Origin of the sequence: Enterobacter asburiae, assembly GCF_008080435.1 — a bacterium.
In the GTDB taxonomy this organism is placed as follows: Bacteria; Pseudomonadota; Gammaproteobacteria; order Enterobacterales; family Enterobacteriaceae; genus Enterobacter; species Enterobacter asburiae_C.
Genome location: NZ_VRKN01000026.1, coordinates 1 through 15,741, shown reverse-complemented (window position 1 = coordinate 15,741; position 15,741 = coordinate 1). Strand labels below are relative to the sequence as shown.

Sequence of the window (15,741 nt, the reverse complement as noted above, 5' to 3'; positions counted from 1 at the left end):
ATCGGCACCATATTTTAAAGCAGTCTTCCGACTATCAGATAAACAAAATTTGCTCCTGGCGCATCAGCCATTACGTTCCCCCGATACCTCCGGCAAACCATCACACATCTCCTGCAACTCATTAAACATCCTTGCCACATGGAAACCATCGCATACGGAATGATGGACCTGCACCGCCATAGGCAACAGCACTTTCCCATCCTGCTCGTAGTATTTTCCAAACGTGAACATAGGAGAAAAGAAGTTCTTCATGTGCGCAATGTTCATCGTAAAGTTCGTAAACGTTACCCAGGGAATAGACGATACGAAAAAGACATTTTCCCGGGACTCTTCCTTAGGCCAGTAAGAAAGGTTATTTCCATAGCGTGCAACGTCTTCTGAATATGTGTTCTGGAAGTGCTGAATATTGCCGTCGTAATGGCTCCACAATGACGAAAAGGTCTCTGTTTCAGGATGGAAAATGGTATAGCTTGGATGAATTTCATTCCATATGACAAGCTCATTGTCCTTCATGGCCATACGGAATTCCGGATGCCGGTTCATGATTTTAGAGAGGAGGAAAATAATCGTCGGGTAAAACTTCCAGCCGACCTCTTTGATATGTTTTCGCAGCACGGTAATGTCGATCAGAACCGTTTGGTTAATTGTACACTCAGCAAATGACTGGAACACCTCAAAATGCTCTTTCCTGGCCCAACGAGATAAATCAACAGGCGTATATTCCGGGGCTGTTTTTTTCATTTCATAACCTTTGATTATCAATCGCCTAAAGGGTTTGGGCCAGAAAAAGCCGCACAACCATTTCAACCGTATCTAATCTTCCTGTCAATCTCAGCCTGTGGTTTTCCGAACAGATATCCCTGCACGAGATCGCAGCCAAGCGCCTGAAGACGTTCAAGCTGCGCTTCGGTTTCAACACCTTCCGCAATGACCCTCATATTGAGGCTCTTCGCCATGCCGGTAATCAATTTAACGATATTAAGAGCATCATCCTGCGTGGATATCGGATTCACAAAGGATTTGTCGATTTTAATTTTATCAAAATTCAGTTCACTCAGTCTTGAGAGCGACGAATAACCTGTTCCGAAATCATCGATAGAAATTTTTACACCCAACGTTCTGAGCTTTTTGAGAATAGTGAGTGGCGTATTGCTGTCACTGAAGAGAGAAGATTCCGTCACCTCCAATTCAAGTCTGCCAGGCGGAAGTCCTGTCTCCTTCAGGATGGACTGTACCATCGCCGTAAATGATTTCGTGCCCAGCTGAACGGGTGAGACGTTCACAGAGATCCTTGCCGGAACGGCCCAGGAAACCGCTTCCCGGCAGGCAAGCTCAAGCACAGTTTTGCCGATCTGATTGATCATCCCCGTTTTTTCAGCGACAGAAATAAAGTAATCAGGTGACAGTATCCCCTTCACCGGGTGTATCCAGCGAATAAGTGCTTCATAGCCGTAAATTTCATTGCTGAATGAATCGACAATGGGCTGGTAATAAACAACGAATTCATGGTTATCGATCGCCAGTGCCATATCATGTTCAAGGGTTCTGCTTTCCTGCAACTTTTGCAGCATCCACTGACGGAAGACTTTTATCTGTTGTGAACCCTCTTTTTTGGCTTCGTAGAGCGCCAGATCGGCAAATTTATAAAGATAATCAGAACGCCGCTCATTATCAGATAAAACGATCCCCACACAGGTAGCGATTTTTATCAGCTGGTTATTAATCGTATAGGGCTGGCTGATATGTTCGCTGATTTCTTTGGCGCGCGAAACGGCTGCTGATTCGGTGAGGCCACTGGACAGAAGGGCGAACTCATCTCCGCCTAAACGGTAAAATGTATCAGTGGCGCTGCTCATTGAGGTGAGTCGTCTGGATACCTGATTTAACAGCAAATCTCCGGCATCATGACCATAGGTATCGTTGACCTCTTTGAATCGGTCTAAATCAAATAACATCACCGTGACTGGAATGTGGTTTTTATCTGCCTGAAGATTAATTTTGTTGAGATCGTCCCAGAAGAAAAGGCGGTTTTTCATTCCAGTGAGGGAGTCATGATAAACATCATACTCCAGCTTCGAGTTCTGAATTTGCAGCGTTTCTTTTGATATCTGAAGTTCGTCAGCAAGACTTTTAACCTGCATGTGCGCTTTGAGAATATTTTTATTCTGATAGATCATTAAGAAACCAAGAATAAAGCTTAATATCACCAGGAGTAATGAAAGTGCGGAATAAATATAATAAAGGATCTGTATTTTATGGTTGGATTCATTAACCGTGTTAATATCTTTTGTCAATGCCGTTGCCGAGAGCTGGCTAAGCGGCGCATCGAGCACATGCATATTTTTCAGGTATGCCTGTAACTCTGGGTGACTCATGTTTTCAAGATGACTATCCAGATGGGTCAGTATTTGCTCCAGGCGTAGAGCGAGTTCTTGATGCGTTTTATCGCTGTCAATATAGTGACCTAAATCTCCACCCTTCATTAAATCGCTCTGGCTGAGCATAATTTCGAGACGCATGCGGACCTGGTCTATCGTAACGTCATCGGTATCGGTTGCGTATAGACCAAGCCATGATTCAAAACGGTAATACTCTGATACCAGTTGTGCCACGGACCAGGACTCAGTGTATTGAGTCAGTTTTTGCAACTCCTGCTGTCGATCGTAAACAAGAAATGCAATATATCCTGTCGTGATAAAAAGAGAAAAAATGATACCAACCAGTATCCTGTTCATTATGTTCTCCTGAACTGCTATTCAATCTTCATTTTGCTAACCTGCCATGCTGATCGCGAGTAATAAATCTGATTATTCAACTCAGGAAGACTGTCATAGGGGTATACAATGAATGATGGACCTTTGTCGCGGATGCGCATATATTCGCCATTGACCTTTAAGGCAAGTATGGCGTTGTATTTTTTGAAGTCACTGAGAGGGATCACGGTTGAGTAATCATTGAGCGCAATAACATTAACGTTAGAACCCTTCGCACCCACATACTCCATGAGTTTGTTCATTGGAACACCCTCAAACTTAGTGCGTCCATTATACCAGGGGGAAGTCGTCTCGAAACTCACCACGCCCAGTTTTTCAAGGCTGGCGAGATCAAACACTGCTTTTCCATTTTCATTCGTATTTTCTATATTACCGTAAATCGTTAAAATGGGTTTACCAACTGGTTTTGGCAGTTCGCCAGCCCAGGTTACACTTTGTACCAGACAGCATAACAGCAGTAGGGTTAATCGCATTTTGGCCTCCACTTTTTTACAGAAGTATAAGAATTATAATTTAGATATCACACTAGTTTATATATTTTGTTGAGTAGCAAGGTTTTTTAAAGTTTTTATTGATAAAAATACAATAAAATCAAATAGTTATGTTATGGTGATGCCAGGGTGTTTGGCAGTCGAACAACGCTTAACTTTTTGAGAAAAGCTAAAGCTGCTTGCATAACCTCTCTTGTGTTTAAAAAATGATCGCTTTTATTGATTGTTATTATCTCATACCACTGATTTTACCGATGATGAAAACGGCGAGCGTGTAAACGCTCAGCACCAGCCTTCTGCGGGTATAGCCCTGGCGGAAGTGACGTGACCGACACTGTCGCACTGTACACAATTTGTCCACTTTAAGTGAAAAGACGCAAGGTACGCTGTTCCTGACGGAACGAATACTACCCAGGCAATCAGACGCGCAAAAAAGGTTACCGCCTGCGGACTGAGTTTTTTCTTATGCGATGGCAGAAAATGTAAATAATGAAGAGAAGGGGTTGTGAGATATTATCGATGAGATCGTCAGTTTACGGTTTCAATCTGTGTCTGAATAATTGCCTGATTTTTGGACGCTTCTTCCACTGGGAAGCGTCCACTTTTTTCTTCCCTTCAACCTGATATTTTCCAGTGTCTCACTAATTATGCCACTCACCTGGTATGTTCAAAGCAGGAAGCCCGTCAGCCATGTTCTGTCAGGATGATTCTCAGGTAATTGTTCAAGGATATGAATTAACGTATTCTGGTTGTCCTGTCTGCTGTTGATAAATCTAAAGAAGTTGCTGTCACATTTCCTTTTGTGATATTGCATTGTATAGAACTCTTTTTTCCTAAAAAAAGTGCGTTCTAACCAGTTGAATTTTTTTATTTCCCTTTCAAGATATTTCATTTCAGAAATTGAAAGGAATATTTTCTTATACAGAATATCCCGGTTGCCCGGTGTGTATGGTTTACTGTCCATCAGATTTTCTCTGTTTTTTGATACTCACATCCTTGTGCTGAATAAATATTAATGTCCTACAGAAGCAGCATCTACTACGCGCGAAGGTTTTGGTGCTAGTGCAATCGCAAAGGCAGCAATAAAAAATATCACGCCAATCGACATCATCAAATTATTGGTCGAAAGCATCATGCTTTGGCTGTTAACCATCTTATCAAAAAGCTCGCGCACAAATTGTCCACCTTGCTGAGGGGCTGAACTGATGTAATGCGAAAGATCGCCTGTAGGGTCGACGACGGATGCCAGTTTGTCATGTGCTATATAGCGCTGGTCTTGCCATGACGTCGTCACGAGCGATGTGGCAAACGCACCTGATAGCGTTCGAACAAAGTTCATTAGCCCTGCTGCTGAAGCCATTTCCGTTTCATCTACAGAGCCCATTGCAAGCCCCGTAATCGGGACATAGTACAACGGCATGCCAACGCCCATGAATAACAAAGGTACACAGATGGACCAGTAGTCCATATCGGTCGTCGCATAGGATCGCCAGAAGGTGTCGAGACCCAGCCAGGCGCAGCCAAAGAAGATAAGAATACGCGGATCGATTTTGTTAGAAAGGTTAGCGGCAACCGGAGAAAATACCACCTGCAGAAGTCCGCCCCAGGCAACCACAATGCCTGCCCATGTTGTTGTATACCCTAAGTTATATTGTAGCCATAAAGGTGTGAGGACATTCAGACCAAAAAAACATCCAAACGCGAGTGCGAGGACAAACATGCTGGCTGAAAAACCGCGATGGCGAAAAACTCTGATATCGACAATCGGATGTTCAGCGGTCAGCTCCCAGATACAGAAACTTAAAAAGCCGATACAGGCCACAATCGCCAGAACCCAAATTTCTTCTGAAGCAAACCAGTCAAGGTCTTTCCCTTCATCCAGCATGATCTGCAGTGCACCAACCCAGATAACCAATAAAATAAATCCAACGATATCAATAGCGTTATTAATCAGCTTGTCTTCGAAGATTTTCAATACTGACCATGCGACGACTGAAAAAGCGATTGCCATCGGAACGTTGATGATAAACACCCATGACCAGCTGTAATGATCGCAAATCCATCCACCCAGAACCGGGCCAATTACGGGCGCGAGCAATGTTGTCATCGCCCATAATCCCGTCGCCTGCATGGATTTTTCTTTCGGGAAAATACGCAGCAGTAACGTTTGTGATAAGGCCATCAGGGGGCCTCCTGCCATGCCCTGAAAAACCCTCATCAGCAGCAGCATTCCCAGCGAAGTGGAAAAGCCGCAAAGCAAAGAAAAAATGCCAAACATGAACACGGAAACGGAGAAAACGCGCACGCCGCCGAAGCGTGTGGTTAACCATCCTGATAGCGGCACCGTGATGGCTTCAGCCACGGCATAGGCCGTGATGATCCAGGTTCCCTGGCTGGTGCCTGCCCCCAGGGCGCCAGCCATGTTGGGTTGAGTGACGTTTGCAATGGTCATGTTGAGCACAGCTAAAAAGTTAGCCATTGCAAGTACCAGGGCACCAATCCATAACATACCGCCTTTCAGCGAAGGCGGCTGATTATCGATAACTAATGTAGACATGGCCTGGTTTCCGTTATTCACTTTTTAAGTTAACTGTCGCTTTCATGGACAGACCAACCCGCAACGGATGTGCTGCAAGCTCATCAGTATTGAGTTTGATGCGCACAGGCAAACGCTGAACAACCTTAATCCAGTTACCCGTTGCGTTTTGCGCAGGAATAATTGAAAACGCTGCGCCGGTGCCGCCATCAAAGCCTTCTACCGTTCCATGGAAAGGGACGTTGTCGCCATACAGATCGCTCACCAGTTCTACCTTCTGTCCCACTTTCACATGCTGGAGCTGAACTTCCTTGAAGTTGGCATTGACGTGAATTTGCTGCACCGGCACCACGGATAATAACGGTGTGGAAGGCTGGACACGTTGTCCAAGCTCGACCTGGCGACGAGCAACCACGCCATCGACTGGCGAACGGATCACGGTTCTTTCCAGATCCAGTCTGGCCTGATCGCGCTTCGCTCTGGCGAGAGCAACTTCAGGGTTGGTCTCGGTATTCGCATCTTCAATCATCACGGCATTCGCCTGTCTTGCACCCACAGCCGCCTGTCTCGCTGCATCTGCTTGCGCCACGGCGGCTTTAGCGGCATTCAGGTTTGCCAGTGCGGAAGCATAAACGTTTTGAATTCGCGTCAGTTCGTCGCCTGAAATCGCGCCTGTCTGCATTAACGCCTCGCGTCGCTTGAGGTCAACCGTCGCGCGCTGGAAGTCAGCGTTTGCGGCATCAACCTGGGCCAGCAGACGTTTTTGCTCTTTTTCATTCGCCACAACTTCTGCGCCGAGTTTTGTGTCAGTGGCCTTATATCCATTTACCCGCCGAATGGACAGGTTCAGGTTTGCTTCCGCCTGATTAAGGGCTAACTCTGCGTCAGTGGGATCCAGCTGGATCAGAACATCGCCTTTTTTTACCACCTGAGAATCCGTGACGAGGATGGCACTTACCGTACCGGTGATCGCAGAAGAGAGCTGAGCGGACTCGACATCGGTATAGGCGTTATCGGTTTCAACATAGCGGGAGCCCACTAATTCCCACCAGGCGAACGAGCCTGCGCCAGCCAGCGCGATGCTTAATGCAAGATAAGAGAACAAACGTTTTCTTTTTTTCTTTTTGATATCGGATGATTCAATATTTTGATTTTCAATAGCTGCAGAATGACTCATTTTATTTCCTTTCTTTCCACTATTTAGTTATTAACCTGGTGTTAAAAATTACTGTTTGCTCGAGCTATATCCGCCGCCTAATGCGCGCGCTAATGCGACGTCAATAGTAAAGGCGCGAGAATTAACATCGGCTAATCTTCTGCGGGCAGCGACCAGCTCATCTTCCGAGGATAAGACGTCCAGATAATCAGCAACCTTTCCTTCATATCGTTGTTTGGTGAGCGAATACGCTTTTTCTGCCGACGTGACTGCACCCTGAGAATAAAGCATCTCGTCTTTAAGAGAGGCTCTGCTGGTGAGCGCATCGCTCACTTCACGAAGTGCATTCGTTAACGTGTCGTTATAAACTTGCACCGCAATGTCATATTCACCGCTGGCGTATTTCAAATCACCCTGTAGCTTTTGCGTATTAAATATTGGCAACGATATGGCCGGGCCAAAACTGCCAATTGCTGAGCCACTCCGGGTAAGGTTGTTAATACCCAATGACTGGAACCCGGCAAAGGCAACCAGATTAACGCTGGGGTAAAAACCGGCTTTTTTCTGTTTGATTTGCTCTGCTGCAGCCTCTGCGCGTAAACGTGCCGCGACAATATCAGGACGTCGACCAATAAGATCCAACGCAATATTGGGTGGAAGCTCCTCATGCGCTAAAAGCGTTGCCTCAGGCGCGGTTATTGCCAGCGATCTGTCAGGCCCATCACCGATCAGTGCAGCGAGTTCATGTTTTTTGATCGCAATAGCTTCATCTATTGCCACCAGATTTGCTTTTGCGTTGAGTTGACGCGTCTCAACCTGTTGAAGGCTGGATAAATCTTCAAGCCCCGCGTCATGCCGTTGCTGGAACAACGCAAGCGTATTGGTTCGTATAGTGAGGGTATCGTTCAGCGTTTCCCGTACGGTGTATAAATGCGCCAGCTCTGCGTAAACGGTAACAATAGAAGAAGAGAGCACCAGTCTTGTTTGTGCTTCTTCCGCTACAGCCGCCATTTCACCTGACGTTGCAGCCGCGAGCGCAGCGCGGTTTTTACCCCAAAAATCAATTTCCCAGCTCATATCAAGCGTGGTACGCCCATAGCTGTTCCAGTTTTGAGGCGTTGCGCTTTCAGGCGTCACATAGTTGTAACTCATTTTGTCCCGCATAAAGCTGGCGTTTGCGGTGACCTCAGGGAAAAGCGATCCGCTCGCACTTTGTGTCATCGCCTGCGCTTGTTTCACTCGAGCTTCAGCGATGTTAAGCGTGGGGGAATTTTTAAGCGCGTCATCAATCAGCCCGTTGAGCTGCTCGTCACCGTATTTCTTCCACCAGTAATCTTTCGGCCACTGGCCGTTCTGATGTGGGAAACTTTGATCGCTTTTAAGCTGTGAGACCGTCTTCATAGGCGGTGGGGTGCCAAGATCGGGGATCATGGCGCATCCGCTCATACTGATGGCGGAAATGACAACACAGCCCATCACTATCCTGGACCGGGTTAAACCGGAAATACGACACCTCGGAAGTGTCTCCTGAAAACCTTTCATCAGTACGCTCGTCATGCTGTTCATAGAGAAGTCCAAATACAGTACCGTACAGTACGGTACACTTTATATCTTGACTTCTGAGCGCCGTCAAATGAAAATGTACTCGTCAGTACGATTACGAACCCTACTATCAGACGTGATTCCGAAATCAGAGAACAAAAAGTGTTGGCCACGGCCAGACACCTAAACTAACGAGGAAACATATGGATAAAAGAGCGCTTAAACGGCAACAGATTCTGGAGGTCGCATCCGGACTGTTTCGACAAAAAGGATTTGATGCCACGTCTATCTCAGAGATTAACGCGATTGTTGGTGGCTCAAAATCGACAATTTACAGTCACTTTTCTTCGAAAGAAGAGCTATTTGTAGAATGCATGTCTTCAGAAACTGAACAGTATATAAAGAGCATGACTATTGAAACTGCAGGGCAGGTGCGCCTTTTCAGAAAATCACCACAATTGGTCATCGAGCAATTTGCCGTTGCCTTTTTACGTTATATTTGCTCTCCGGATATTGTGGATTTGCAGAGATTAATGATTTCCGAGGCCGGAAGATCGGGTATCGGAGAATTATATTATGCGCGAATGCAAAAACTGCGTTCAAATGTTTCGGCGCTTTTTACCGATTTAATGAATCAAAACATCTTAAGAAAAGATGATCCTGTGCTGGCGGCTGAGTATTTTCGTTCTCTTCTCCAGGCCGACATACTGGAACCCTTGCTTTTAAAAGCAAGAAAGGATCAGCCTGACGAAAGTGAAATCGTCATGAAAGCGCAGGCCTCCGTTAATGCGTTTATGAAACTGTATGGTCCTGAAAAAAGTGAGGATGTTGCAAAAACATCTTTCTAAAATACAGTAAGCGTTCCTTCACCCTATTATTAGGGTGATTTTTCTTTTGGGAAAAATTTATTTTCAATTGTCATTGGATGACTTTGCCAGCGGCCTTCTTGTAAATAAAATTTCGTGGATACTTATGTGTATAAAGTTTACTCTCTTAAAAGATCGTGAAGCTGTAATTAAGTCCCTTACTCACTGGATTGACTCGAATTTATACCGGCCCATTACCGTTTTAGATGTGGCGCGGAAATCCGGTTATTCATTGGCTTACATTCAACGAAACTTTCGCCAGGAGTGTGGCATAAGTATAGGCCTCTATATTCGAAGCCGGAAACTTGAAAAAGCCGCGCATATGCTCAGACATACGCAGCTCTCTGTTTCCGATATATTCACGATGCTAGGATACGAGGAACCGTCAACGTTCAGCAGAGCGTTCTCGAATCAATATGGACTCTCCCCAACTAAATACCGTGAGCAGGCTAAAAAAAGTCATTACATGAATGGATTGTCGATGTTGATTACTGAGGTAACGCGCGAATAGAGCGATAATCCGCTAACCCGCCTCCAGCATCCCAAAACTCACAATCCGCGCGCGGCCCAGCTCTTTCGCCCGGTACAAGGCCACATCCGCAGCGCGCAGCAGGTTGTCAGTCTGGGCATGTTGCGGGTAGCTGGCAATGCCTATCGACACGTCCACTGGCCCAATCTCAGTCAACCCGTAGCGAAGCGACAGCTCATGCACGCCGTTGTAAATCTTCTGCGCGCAGGCGTACGCCTCTGCTTCATCGGCACCGGAAAGCAGAACAAGGAACTCCTCGCCCCCGTAACGGAATGCCAGTCCGTTATCATGTGCGGCCCGCTGAACAATCGACGCCACGCTTTTGATCACCAGATCGCCCGCTTCATGACCGAACCGGTCGTTAATGCTCTTGAAGTGATCGATATCGATCATCATGCAGCTTAACGGCACGCCAGTGCGCATCGCCTGTGCCGTTTGGGTTTGCAGAGTATCTTCCAGATGATGACGATTACGCAGGCCGGTGAGTGGGTCGAATAAGGCTTTTTCCAGCAACGCGTCGCGCAGTCTTTGGTTGGCCAGCGCCAGCCCGAGCGCTTCGGCCATCAGTTCCAGATACGCGCGGGAAGGGGCGTTGTCCGCCGTGATATTCTGGAAGGAGAGCAGGCCAATGGCCTCGCCCTGGGCGATAAGCGGCACGCACAGGGAACTTTCCGCCTGGGATGGCGGAAGATGGTAGCAGGCGATATCCGGCTCACCGTTTACCGGCGGGTGGCTCTGCCCGCGACGTAAGGCCCAGCACTCGTCCGGATGGAACGTCGTCTCTTCACCGATTGGTGAAAGCCATTGCGCGACGCAGCGCATCTGCCACGGATCGCGGTCAAGTATGTAGAGCCGGCCCGCGATCCCCGGCGCGATATTGGGGGCAAATAGCTCCGCCACGTTAATCACATCGTTAAAATTCTCACATCCCTGCAGCCGCTGGGTCATGCGCGCCAGCAGCTCGCGGATGGCCCAGTCGGCATCGCGCTCTCTTTCCAGACGCTGTCGCGCAAGACCATTTTCACGGAAGATGCTGATGGCCTGGGCCATATCGCCGATCTCATCAATCTGGTTGAAATTGGGCGTTTCAACCGCGTAATCCTGCGATGCCAGGCGGTGCACCACGTCGCTCAGGCGCACCACGGGACGCAACACGCGGCGTTTTAATATAAAGCCGAGCACAAACAAGAACAGCAGGGCGGTCAGGCCGACCATCACCTCAGAGGCCGTACGCAATGCTTTCGATTTTTTTGTCGCATCTTTTACGGAGCCGATGACGCGTTTGTCGAGTATCTGGCGAAAGTGATCGATCTGGTTCTGCGCGCGCTCCAGCTCTTGCTCATAGGGCGCACCATAGAGCAGGGCAACGGCTTCTGCATCATCTCCTCGCGCCAGGCTGGAGAGGGCGGTTTGCTGTTCGTCCTGCAGTTCATCAATGATTTTTATGCCTTCGCGCAGCAGGGACAACTCATCATCCGATGCGCCGTTGTCCCGCAGTTTTTCCAGCCGTATCTCTATGTTCTTCAGGTAATTTTCTGACTGGCTGTATTCCTTTAACGTTTGCGGATCTTTTTTGATGACGTAGAGGCGTGCCAAATCGGACTGTGCCCAGGCGTCAGTCTCAACATCTTCTGTGAGCTGATCAAATCGCTGTCGCTGTTCCACGGCCTGACGTTCAGCAGTGTCAGCACTGGACGCCATCAGCATGATGATGCCGGAGGCGATGGTCAGGCAGACCGTGGCACCATAGGCCCAGTTTGTTATCGTCGCGATTCGCACCTGATGTTCCTTTTACGACATGAAGAGGACAGCGTTCTTCAAATTATAGAAAACGTTTGATTTAAGGCGAAAAAAAAGGCGGCACAGCGCCGCCTGGTGTGGTCTTTATCGTCACATCCTCACAATTCTGGAGGATTTTTTCCTTCTTCGATGAAGTCGGGGTCCAGCTCTTCGGCGTTCCCTTCGTGATCGCGCCCTGAGAAGAGGTTCCAGCAGGCGATAAACAGCGCGGCAATGAGCGGTCCAATCACAAAGCCATTAATGCCGTACAGCTCCATGCCGCCGAGGGTGGAGATCAGAATCAGGTAGTCCGGCATTTTGGTGTCTTTCCCCACCAGCAGCGGGCGCAGGATATTGTCCACCAGACCGACGATAATCACGAAGAAGCCGACAATAAACAGCCCTTGCCACAGTTGATGGGTGGCGAACAGGAAGATGGCGGCGGGCACCCAGACAATCGCCGAGCCGATGGCGGGCACCAGCGAGAGGAAGGCCATCAGCGCGCCCCAGAGCACGCTGCCGTCAATACCCGCAATAGCAAACGCAATCCCGCCGAGAATGCCCTGAACCACCGCCACCGCCGCCGTACCTTTTACCGTGGCTCGCGACACGCCGACGAATTTGGCGAACAGGTGTTGCTTGGCGAAATCAGACAGCGGCAGGGAGTCGAGGATTTGGCGCACCAGATACGGACCGTCTTTCAGCAGGAAGAACAGCAGATAAAGCATGATGCCGAAGCTAATCGCAAAGCCAAACGTTCCTTTGCCAATCAGAAACGCGCTGCCGGCGAGATACTGTCCGCCCTGCAGAGCGACATCCGAGAGTTTTTTCTGGATCTGCGCCGCGTTGGTCAGGTTGTGATCCGCCAGGAAGCCGCTGGCCCAGTCAGGCAGATGGTTGAAGATGCTCGCCACCACTTCCGGGAATTGGGTGTTGTTCTCCTGGAGCTTCGTATAAACCATGTTCAGCTCAATGGCGAGCGAGGAGAGGATCACCATCAACGGGATAAAAACGATCAGGCAGATAATGCCAATGGTCAACAGCGAAGCAAGCCCGTTGCGATCCCCCAGCGCGGCGCGCAGCCTGTTTTTTACCGGATTGAAGATGACGGTCAGAATAGCGGCCCACAGTATCGCGGAGAAGTAGGGTGACAGCACGTCGAAGAAGGCCCAGGTCACCAGGGCAAGAATGAAGATAAAGAAACCTTTGGTCAGTCCGTTAAAGCGCATCAGTCAGTCCTGTTACTAAGAAACTGTGTCGACTATAGAACTGATTGTGAGAATTACCAACCCTTCCGCCGGGTGGCGGCTGCGCCTTACCCGGCCCACGGACAGTGTTGCGGTATGAATCCGCTCTTCATGGATACCACTTTCGACTGACCGAAGATCGCCTCTTCCCGCACCATGCTGTAAGTATCTGCTTGCGGAGGTGCTTATGGCCTGGCGTCCGATTCTCTATGTGATCCTCACAACCCACCCCAGACTCAGCGCGAGGCGTGCCCGTTTGCGTCTGGTCATCTAGCTTTTTATTAACAATCGCGGTATAACACACCTTCTTTGGATGTTTAGATGTCCATACGTATAGAAGGTGATATGCAAACACAACAAGAAAATGGGCAGCTTAAGCGCACCATGAAAACACGCCACCTGATTATGCTCTCGCTGGGCGGCGTGATTGGGACAGGGTTATTCTTCAATACCGGATACATCATTTCAACGACCGGGGCGGCGGGCACGCTGCTGGCGTACCTGATAGGCGCGCTGGTGGTCTGGCTGGTGATGCAGTGTCTGGGCGAACTTTCCGTGGCGATGCCTGAAACCGGCGCGTTCCACGTCTATGCCGCCCGTTATCTTGGTCCGGCGACGGGCTACACCGTGGCGTGGCTCTACTGGCTCACCTGGACGGTGGCGCTTGGGTCGAGCTTTACCGCCGCAGGCTTCTGTATGCAGTACTGGTTCCCGCAGGTGCCCGTCTGGGCGTGGTGCGTGGTCTTCTGCGTGGTGATTTTTGGCCTGAACGTCATCTCGACGCGCTTCTTTGCTGAAGGCGAATTCTGGTTCTCCCTGGTCAAAGTCATTACCATCATCGCCTTTATTATCCTTGGCGGGGCGGCAGTCTTTGGCTTTATCCCGATGCAGGACGGTTCACCCGCACCGGGCTTAAGCAACATCACCGCCGAAGGCTGGTTCCCGCACGGTGGCCTGCCGATCCTGATGACCATGGTGGCGGTGAACTTCGCGTTCTCCGGGACCGAACTTATCGGTATCGCGGCGGGGGAAACGGAAAATCCACACAAGGTGATTCCGGTCGCTATCCGCACCACCATCGCGCGCCTGATTATCTTCTTTATCGGTACCGTGTTTGTGCTGGCGGCGCTGATCCCGATGCAGCAGGCAGGCGTGGAAAAGAGCCCGTTCGTGCTGGTGTTTGAAAAGGTCGGTATTCCTTACGCGGCTGATATCGTTAACTTCGTGATCCTGACGGCGATCCTCTCGGCGGCGAACTCGGGTCTGTATGCCTCCGGGCGCATGCTGTGGTCGCTCTCTAACGAGAAAACGCTGCCGCGCTGCTTTGCCCGCGTGAACAAAAATGGCGTGCCGCTGACGGCGCTGTCGGTCTCTATGCTTGGCGGCGTGCTGGCGCTGTTCTCAAGCGTCGTGGCCCCGGACACGGTATTTGTCGCGCTCTCGGCGATTTCTGGATTTGCGGTGGTGGCGGTCTGGATCAGCATCTGCGCGTCGCACTTCGTTTTCCGTCGTCGCCATCTGCAGTCCGGGCAGCCGCTCTCGGCGCTGCAGTACCGTGCGCCGTGGTATCCGCTGGTACCGGTGCTCGGTTTTATCCTCTGCGTGGTGGCCTGTGTCGGCCTGTGGTTTGACCCAAGCCAGCGCATTGCCCTTTATTGCGGGCTTCCGTTTGTCGCCCTGTGTTATGGTGCCTACTACCTGACCCGAAATATGACATCGCAGGAGCCTGAACATGTCGCAGAATAATCCGCTTACCGCCATCCTTGAAAAACAGCCGTTTGTGGTGCTGGATGGCGCGATGGCAACGGAGCTGGAAGCGCGCGGTTGTAACCTTGCAGATAGCCTCTGGTCTGCCAAAGTATTGATGGAAAACCCGGAACTCATCCGCGAAGTGCATCTCGATTACTATCGTGCGGGCGCGCAGGTGGCGATCACCGCCAGCTATCAGGCCACGCCTGCAGGCTTTGCGGCACGCGGTCTGGACGAAGCGCAGTCTCGCGCGCTGATCGGTAAAAGCGTGGAGCTGGCGCGTAAGGCGCGCGAAGCGTATCTGGCTGAAAAACCGCATGCGGGCACGCTGCTGGTGGCGGGATCCGTTGGGCCATACGGCGCGTATCTGGCGGATGGCTCAGAATATCGCGGTGACTACGTGCGCAGTGCGGAAGAATTCACCACCTTCCACCGTCCGCGCGTGGAAGCGCTGCTGGATGCGGGCGCTGACCTGCTGGCCTGCGAAACGCTGCCCTCGTTTGTGGAGATTAAGGCGCTGGCGTCATTGCTGACCGAGTATCCCCGCGCAAGGGCGTGGTTCTCCTTTACCCTACGGGACAGCGATCACCTGAGCGACGGTACGCCGCTGCGGGACGTGGTCAGCGTGCTGGCAAACTCTCCGCACATTGTCGCGCTGGGCATTAACTGTATCGCGCTGGAAAACACCACCGCGGCGCTGAAGCAACTGCAAAGCCTGACGTCCCTGCCGCTGGTGGTTTACCCGAACTCGGGCGAGCATTATGACGCGGTAACCAAAACCTGGCACCACCACGGTGAAGCGTGCGAGACGCTGGCAGGGTATCTGCCGCAGTGGCTGGAAGCCGGGGCAAAGCTGATTGGCGGATGCTGCCGGACCACGCCGAAGGATATTGCTGAGCTAAACGCGCAGCGCTGATGCCCTCACCCTGACCCTCTCCCCGTGGGCTGAGGAATCCCCAGTAATTTTTTTACCTGAAGCGATGAACGTTGCATCTGTAAAATTAATGACTTACAGCGATGCCCTGGTCCGGCTGTAAATCGCCGAAGCGTTTCCGCAAGGCCGGGGCGAGGC

General features: G+C 50.1%; 12 protein-coding genes. 4 read left to right on the top strand and 8 right to left on the bottom strand.

Going from position 1 to position 15,741, the window contains the following annotated elements; genetic code table 11:
• Positions 1-63: 63 nt before the first annotated feature.
• The 6 genes from catA to FU672_RS23475 form a co-directional block, all read right to left on the bottom strand.
• Entirely contained in the window at positions 64-741 is a 678-nt protein-coding gene (gene catA / locus FU672_RS23500) for a type A chloramphenicol O-acetyltransferase (protein ID WP_148245057.1), read from the bottom strand.
• Positions 742-803: 62 nt separating this feature from the next.
• The gene (locus FU672_RS23495; protein ID WP_148245056.1) at positions 804-2,735 is read right to left on the bottom strand and encodes a putative bifunctional diguanylate cyclase/phosphodiesterase; all 1,932 of its coding nucleotides are present in this window, start codon (positions 2,733-2,735) and stop codon (positions 804-806) included.
• Positions 2,736-2,752: 17 nt separating this feature from the next.
• Entirely contained in the window at positions 2,753-3,247 is a 495-nt protein-coding gene (locus FU672_RS23490) for a putative pterin-binding protein (protein WP_148245055.1), read from the bottom strand.
• 1,030 nt (positions 3,248-4,277) lie between these two features.
• The gene (locus FU672_RS23485; RefSeq protein ID WP_262349056.1) at positions 4,278-5,822 is read right to left on the bottom strand and encodes a DHA2 family efflux MFS transporter permease subunit; all 1,545 of its coding nucleotides are present in this window, start codon (positions 5,820-5,822) and stop codon (positions 4,278-4,280) included.
• A 13-nt stretch (positions 5,823-5,835) separates the two neighbouring features.
• Entirely contained in the window at positions 5,836-6,978 is a 1,143-nt protein-coding gene (locus tag FU672_RS23480; protein WP_148245054.1) for an HlyD family secretion protein, read from the bottom strand.
• A gap of 48 nt (positions 6,979-7,026) precedes the next feature.
• Positions 7,027-8,523 (bottom strand): efflux transporter outer membrane subunit, encoded by a 1,497-nt coding sequence (locus FU672_RS23475; protein WP_148245053.1) that lies wholly within the window; start codon positions 8,521-8,523, stop codon positions 7,027-7,029.
• Positions 8,524-8,702: 179 nt separating this feature from the next.
• On the opposite strand from FU672_RS23475, the gene FU672_RS23470 reads away from it, so the two are divergent.
• Positions 8,703-9,347, top strand: coding sequence for a TetR/AcrR family transcriptional regulator (locus FU672_RS23470; protein ID WP_148245052.1), 645 nt, complete (start codon positions 8,703-8,705; stop codon positions 9,345-9,347).
• A 124-nt stretch (positions 9,348-9,471) separates the two neighbouring features.
• A complete protein-coding gene (locus tag FU672_RS23465) occupies positions 9,472-9,876 on the top strand; it encodes a helix-turn-helix domain-containing protein (RefSeq protein ID WP_029739732.1) in 405 nt (134 codons plus the stop codon).
• A gap of 12 nt (positions 9,877-9,888) precedes the next feature.
• On the opposite strand, the gene FU672_RS23460 is transcribed toward FU672_RS23465, so the two are convergent.
• Together FU672_RS23460 and FU672_RS23455 are read right to left on the bottom strand one after the other, a co-directional pair.
• The gene (locus FU672_RS23460) at positions 9,889-11,673 is read right to left on the bottom strand and encodes a diguanylate cyclase (RefSeq protein ID WP_148245051.1); all 1,785 of its coding nucleotides are present in this window, start codon (positions 11,671-11,673) and stop codon (positions 9,889-9,891) included.
• Between the two features lie 119 nt (positions 11,674-11,792).
• Positions 11,793-12,902, bottom strand: coding sequence for an AI-2E family transporter (locus tag FU672_RS23455; RefSeq protein ID WP_029739734.1), 1,110 nt, complete (start codon positions 12,900-12,902; stop codon positions 11,793-11,795).
• Between the two features lie 363 nt (positions 12,903-13,265).
• Here FU672_RS23455 and mmuP point away from each other — a divergent pair, with 363 nt between their 5' ends.
• Together mmuP and mmuM are read left to right on the top strand one after the other, a co-directional pair.
• A complete protein-coding gene (gene mmuP / locus FU672_RS23450; RefSeq protein WP_023334652.1) occupies positions 13,266-14,666 on the top strand; it encodes an S-methylmethionine permease in 1,401 nt (466 codons plus the stop codon).
• Positions 14,653-15,585, top strand: a complete 933-nt coding sequence (gene mmuM / locus FU672_RS23445) for a homocysteine S-methyltransferase (protein ID WP_148245050.1) — start codon at positions 14,653-14,655, stop codon at positions 15,583-15,585. The genes mmuP and mmuM overlap by 14 nt, the downstream gene beginning before the upstream one ends.
• Positions 15,586-15,741 lie beyond the last annotated feature (156 nt).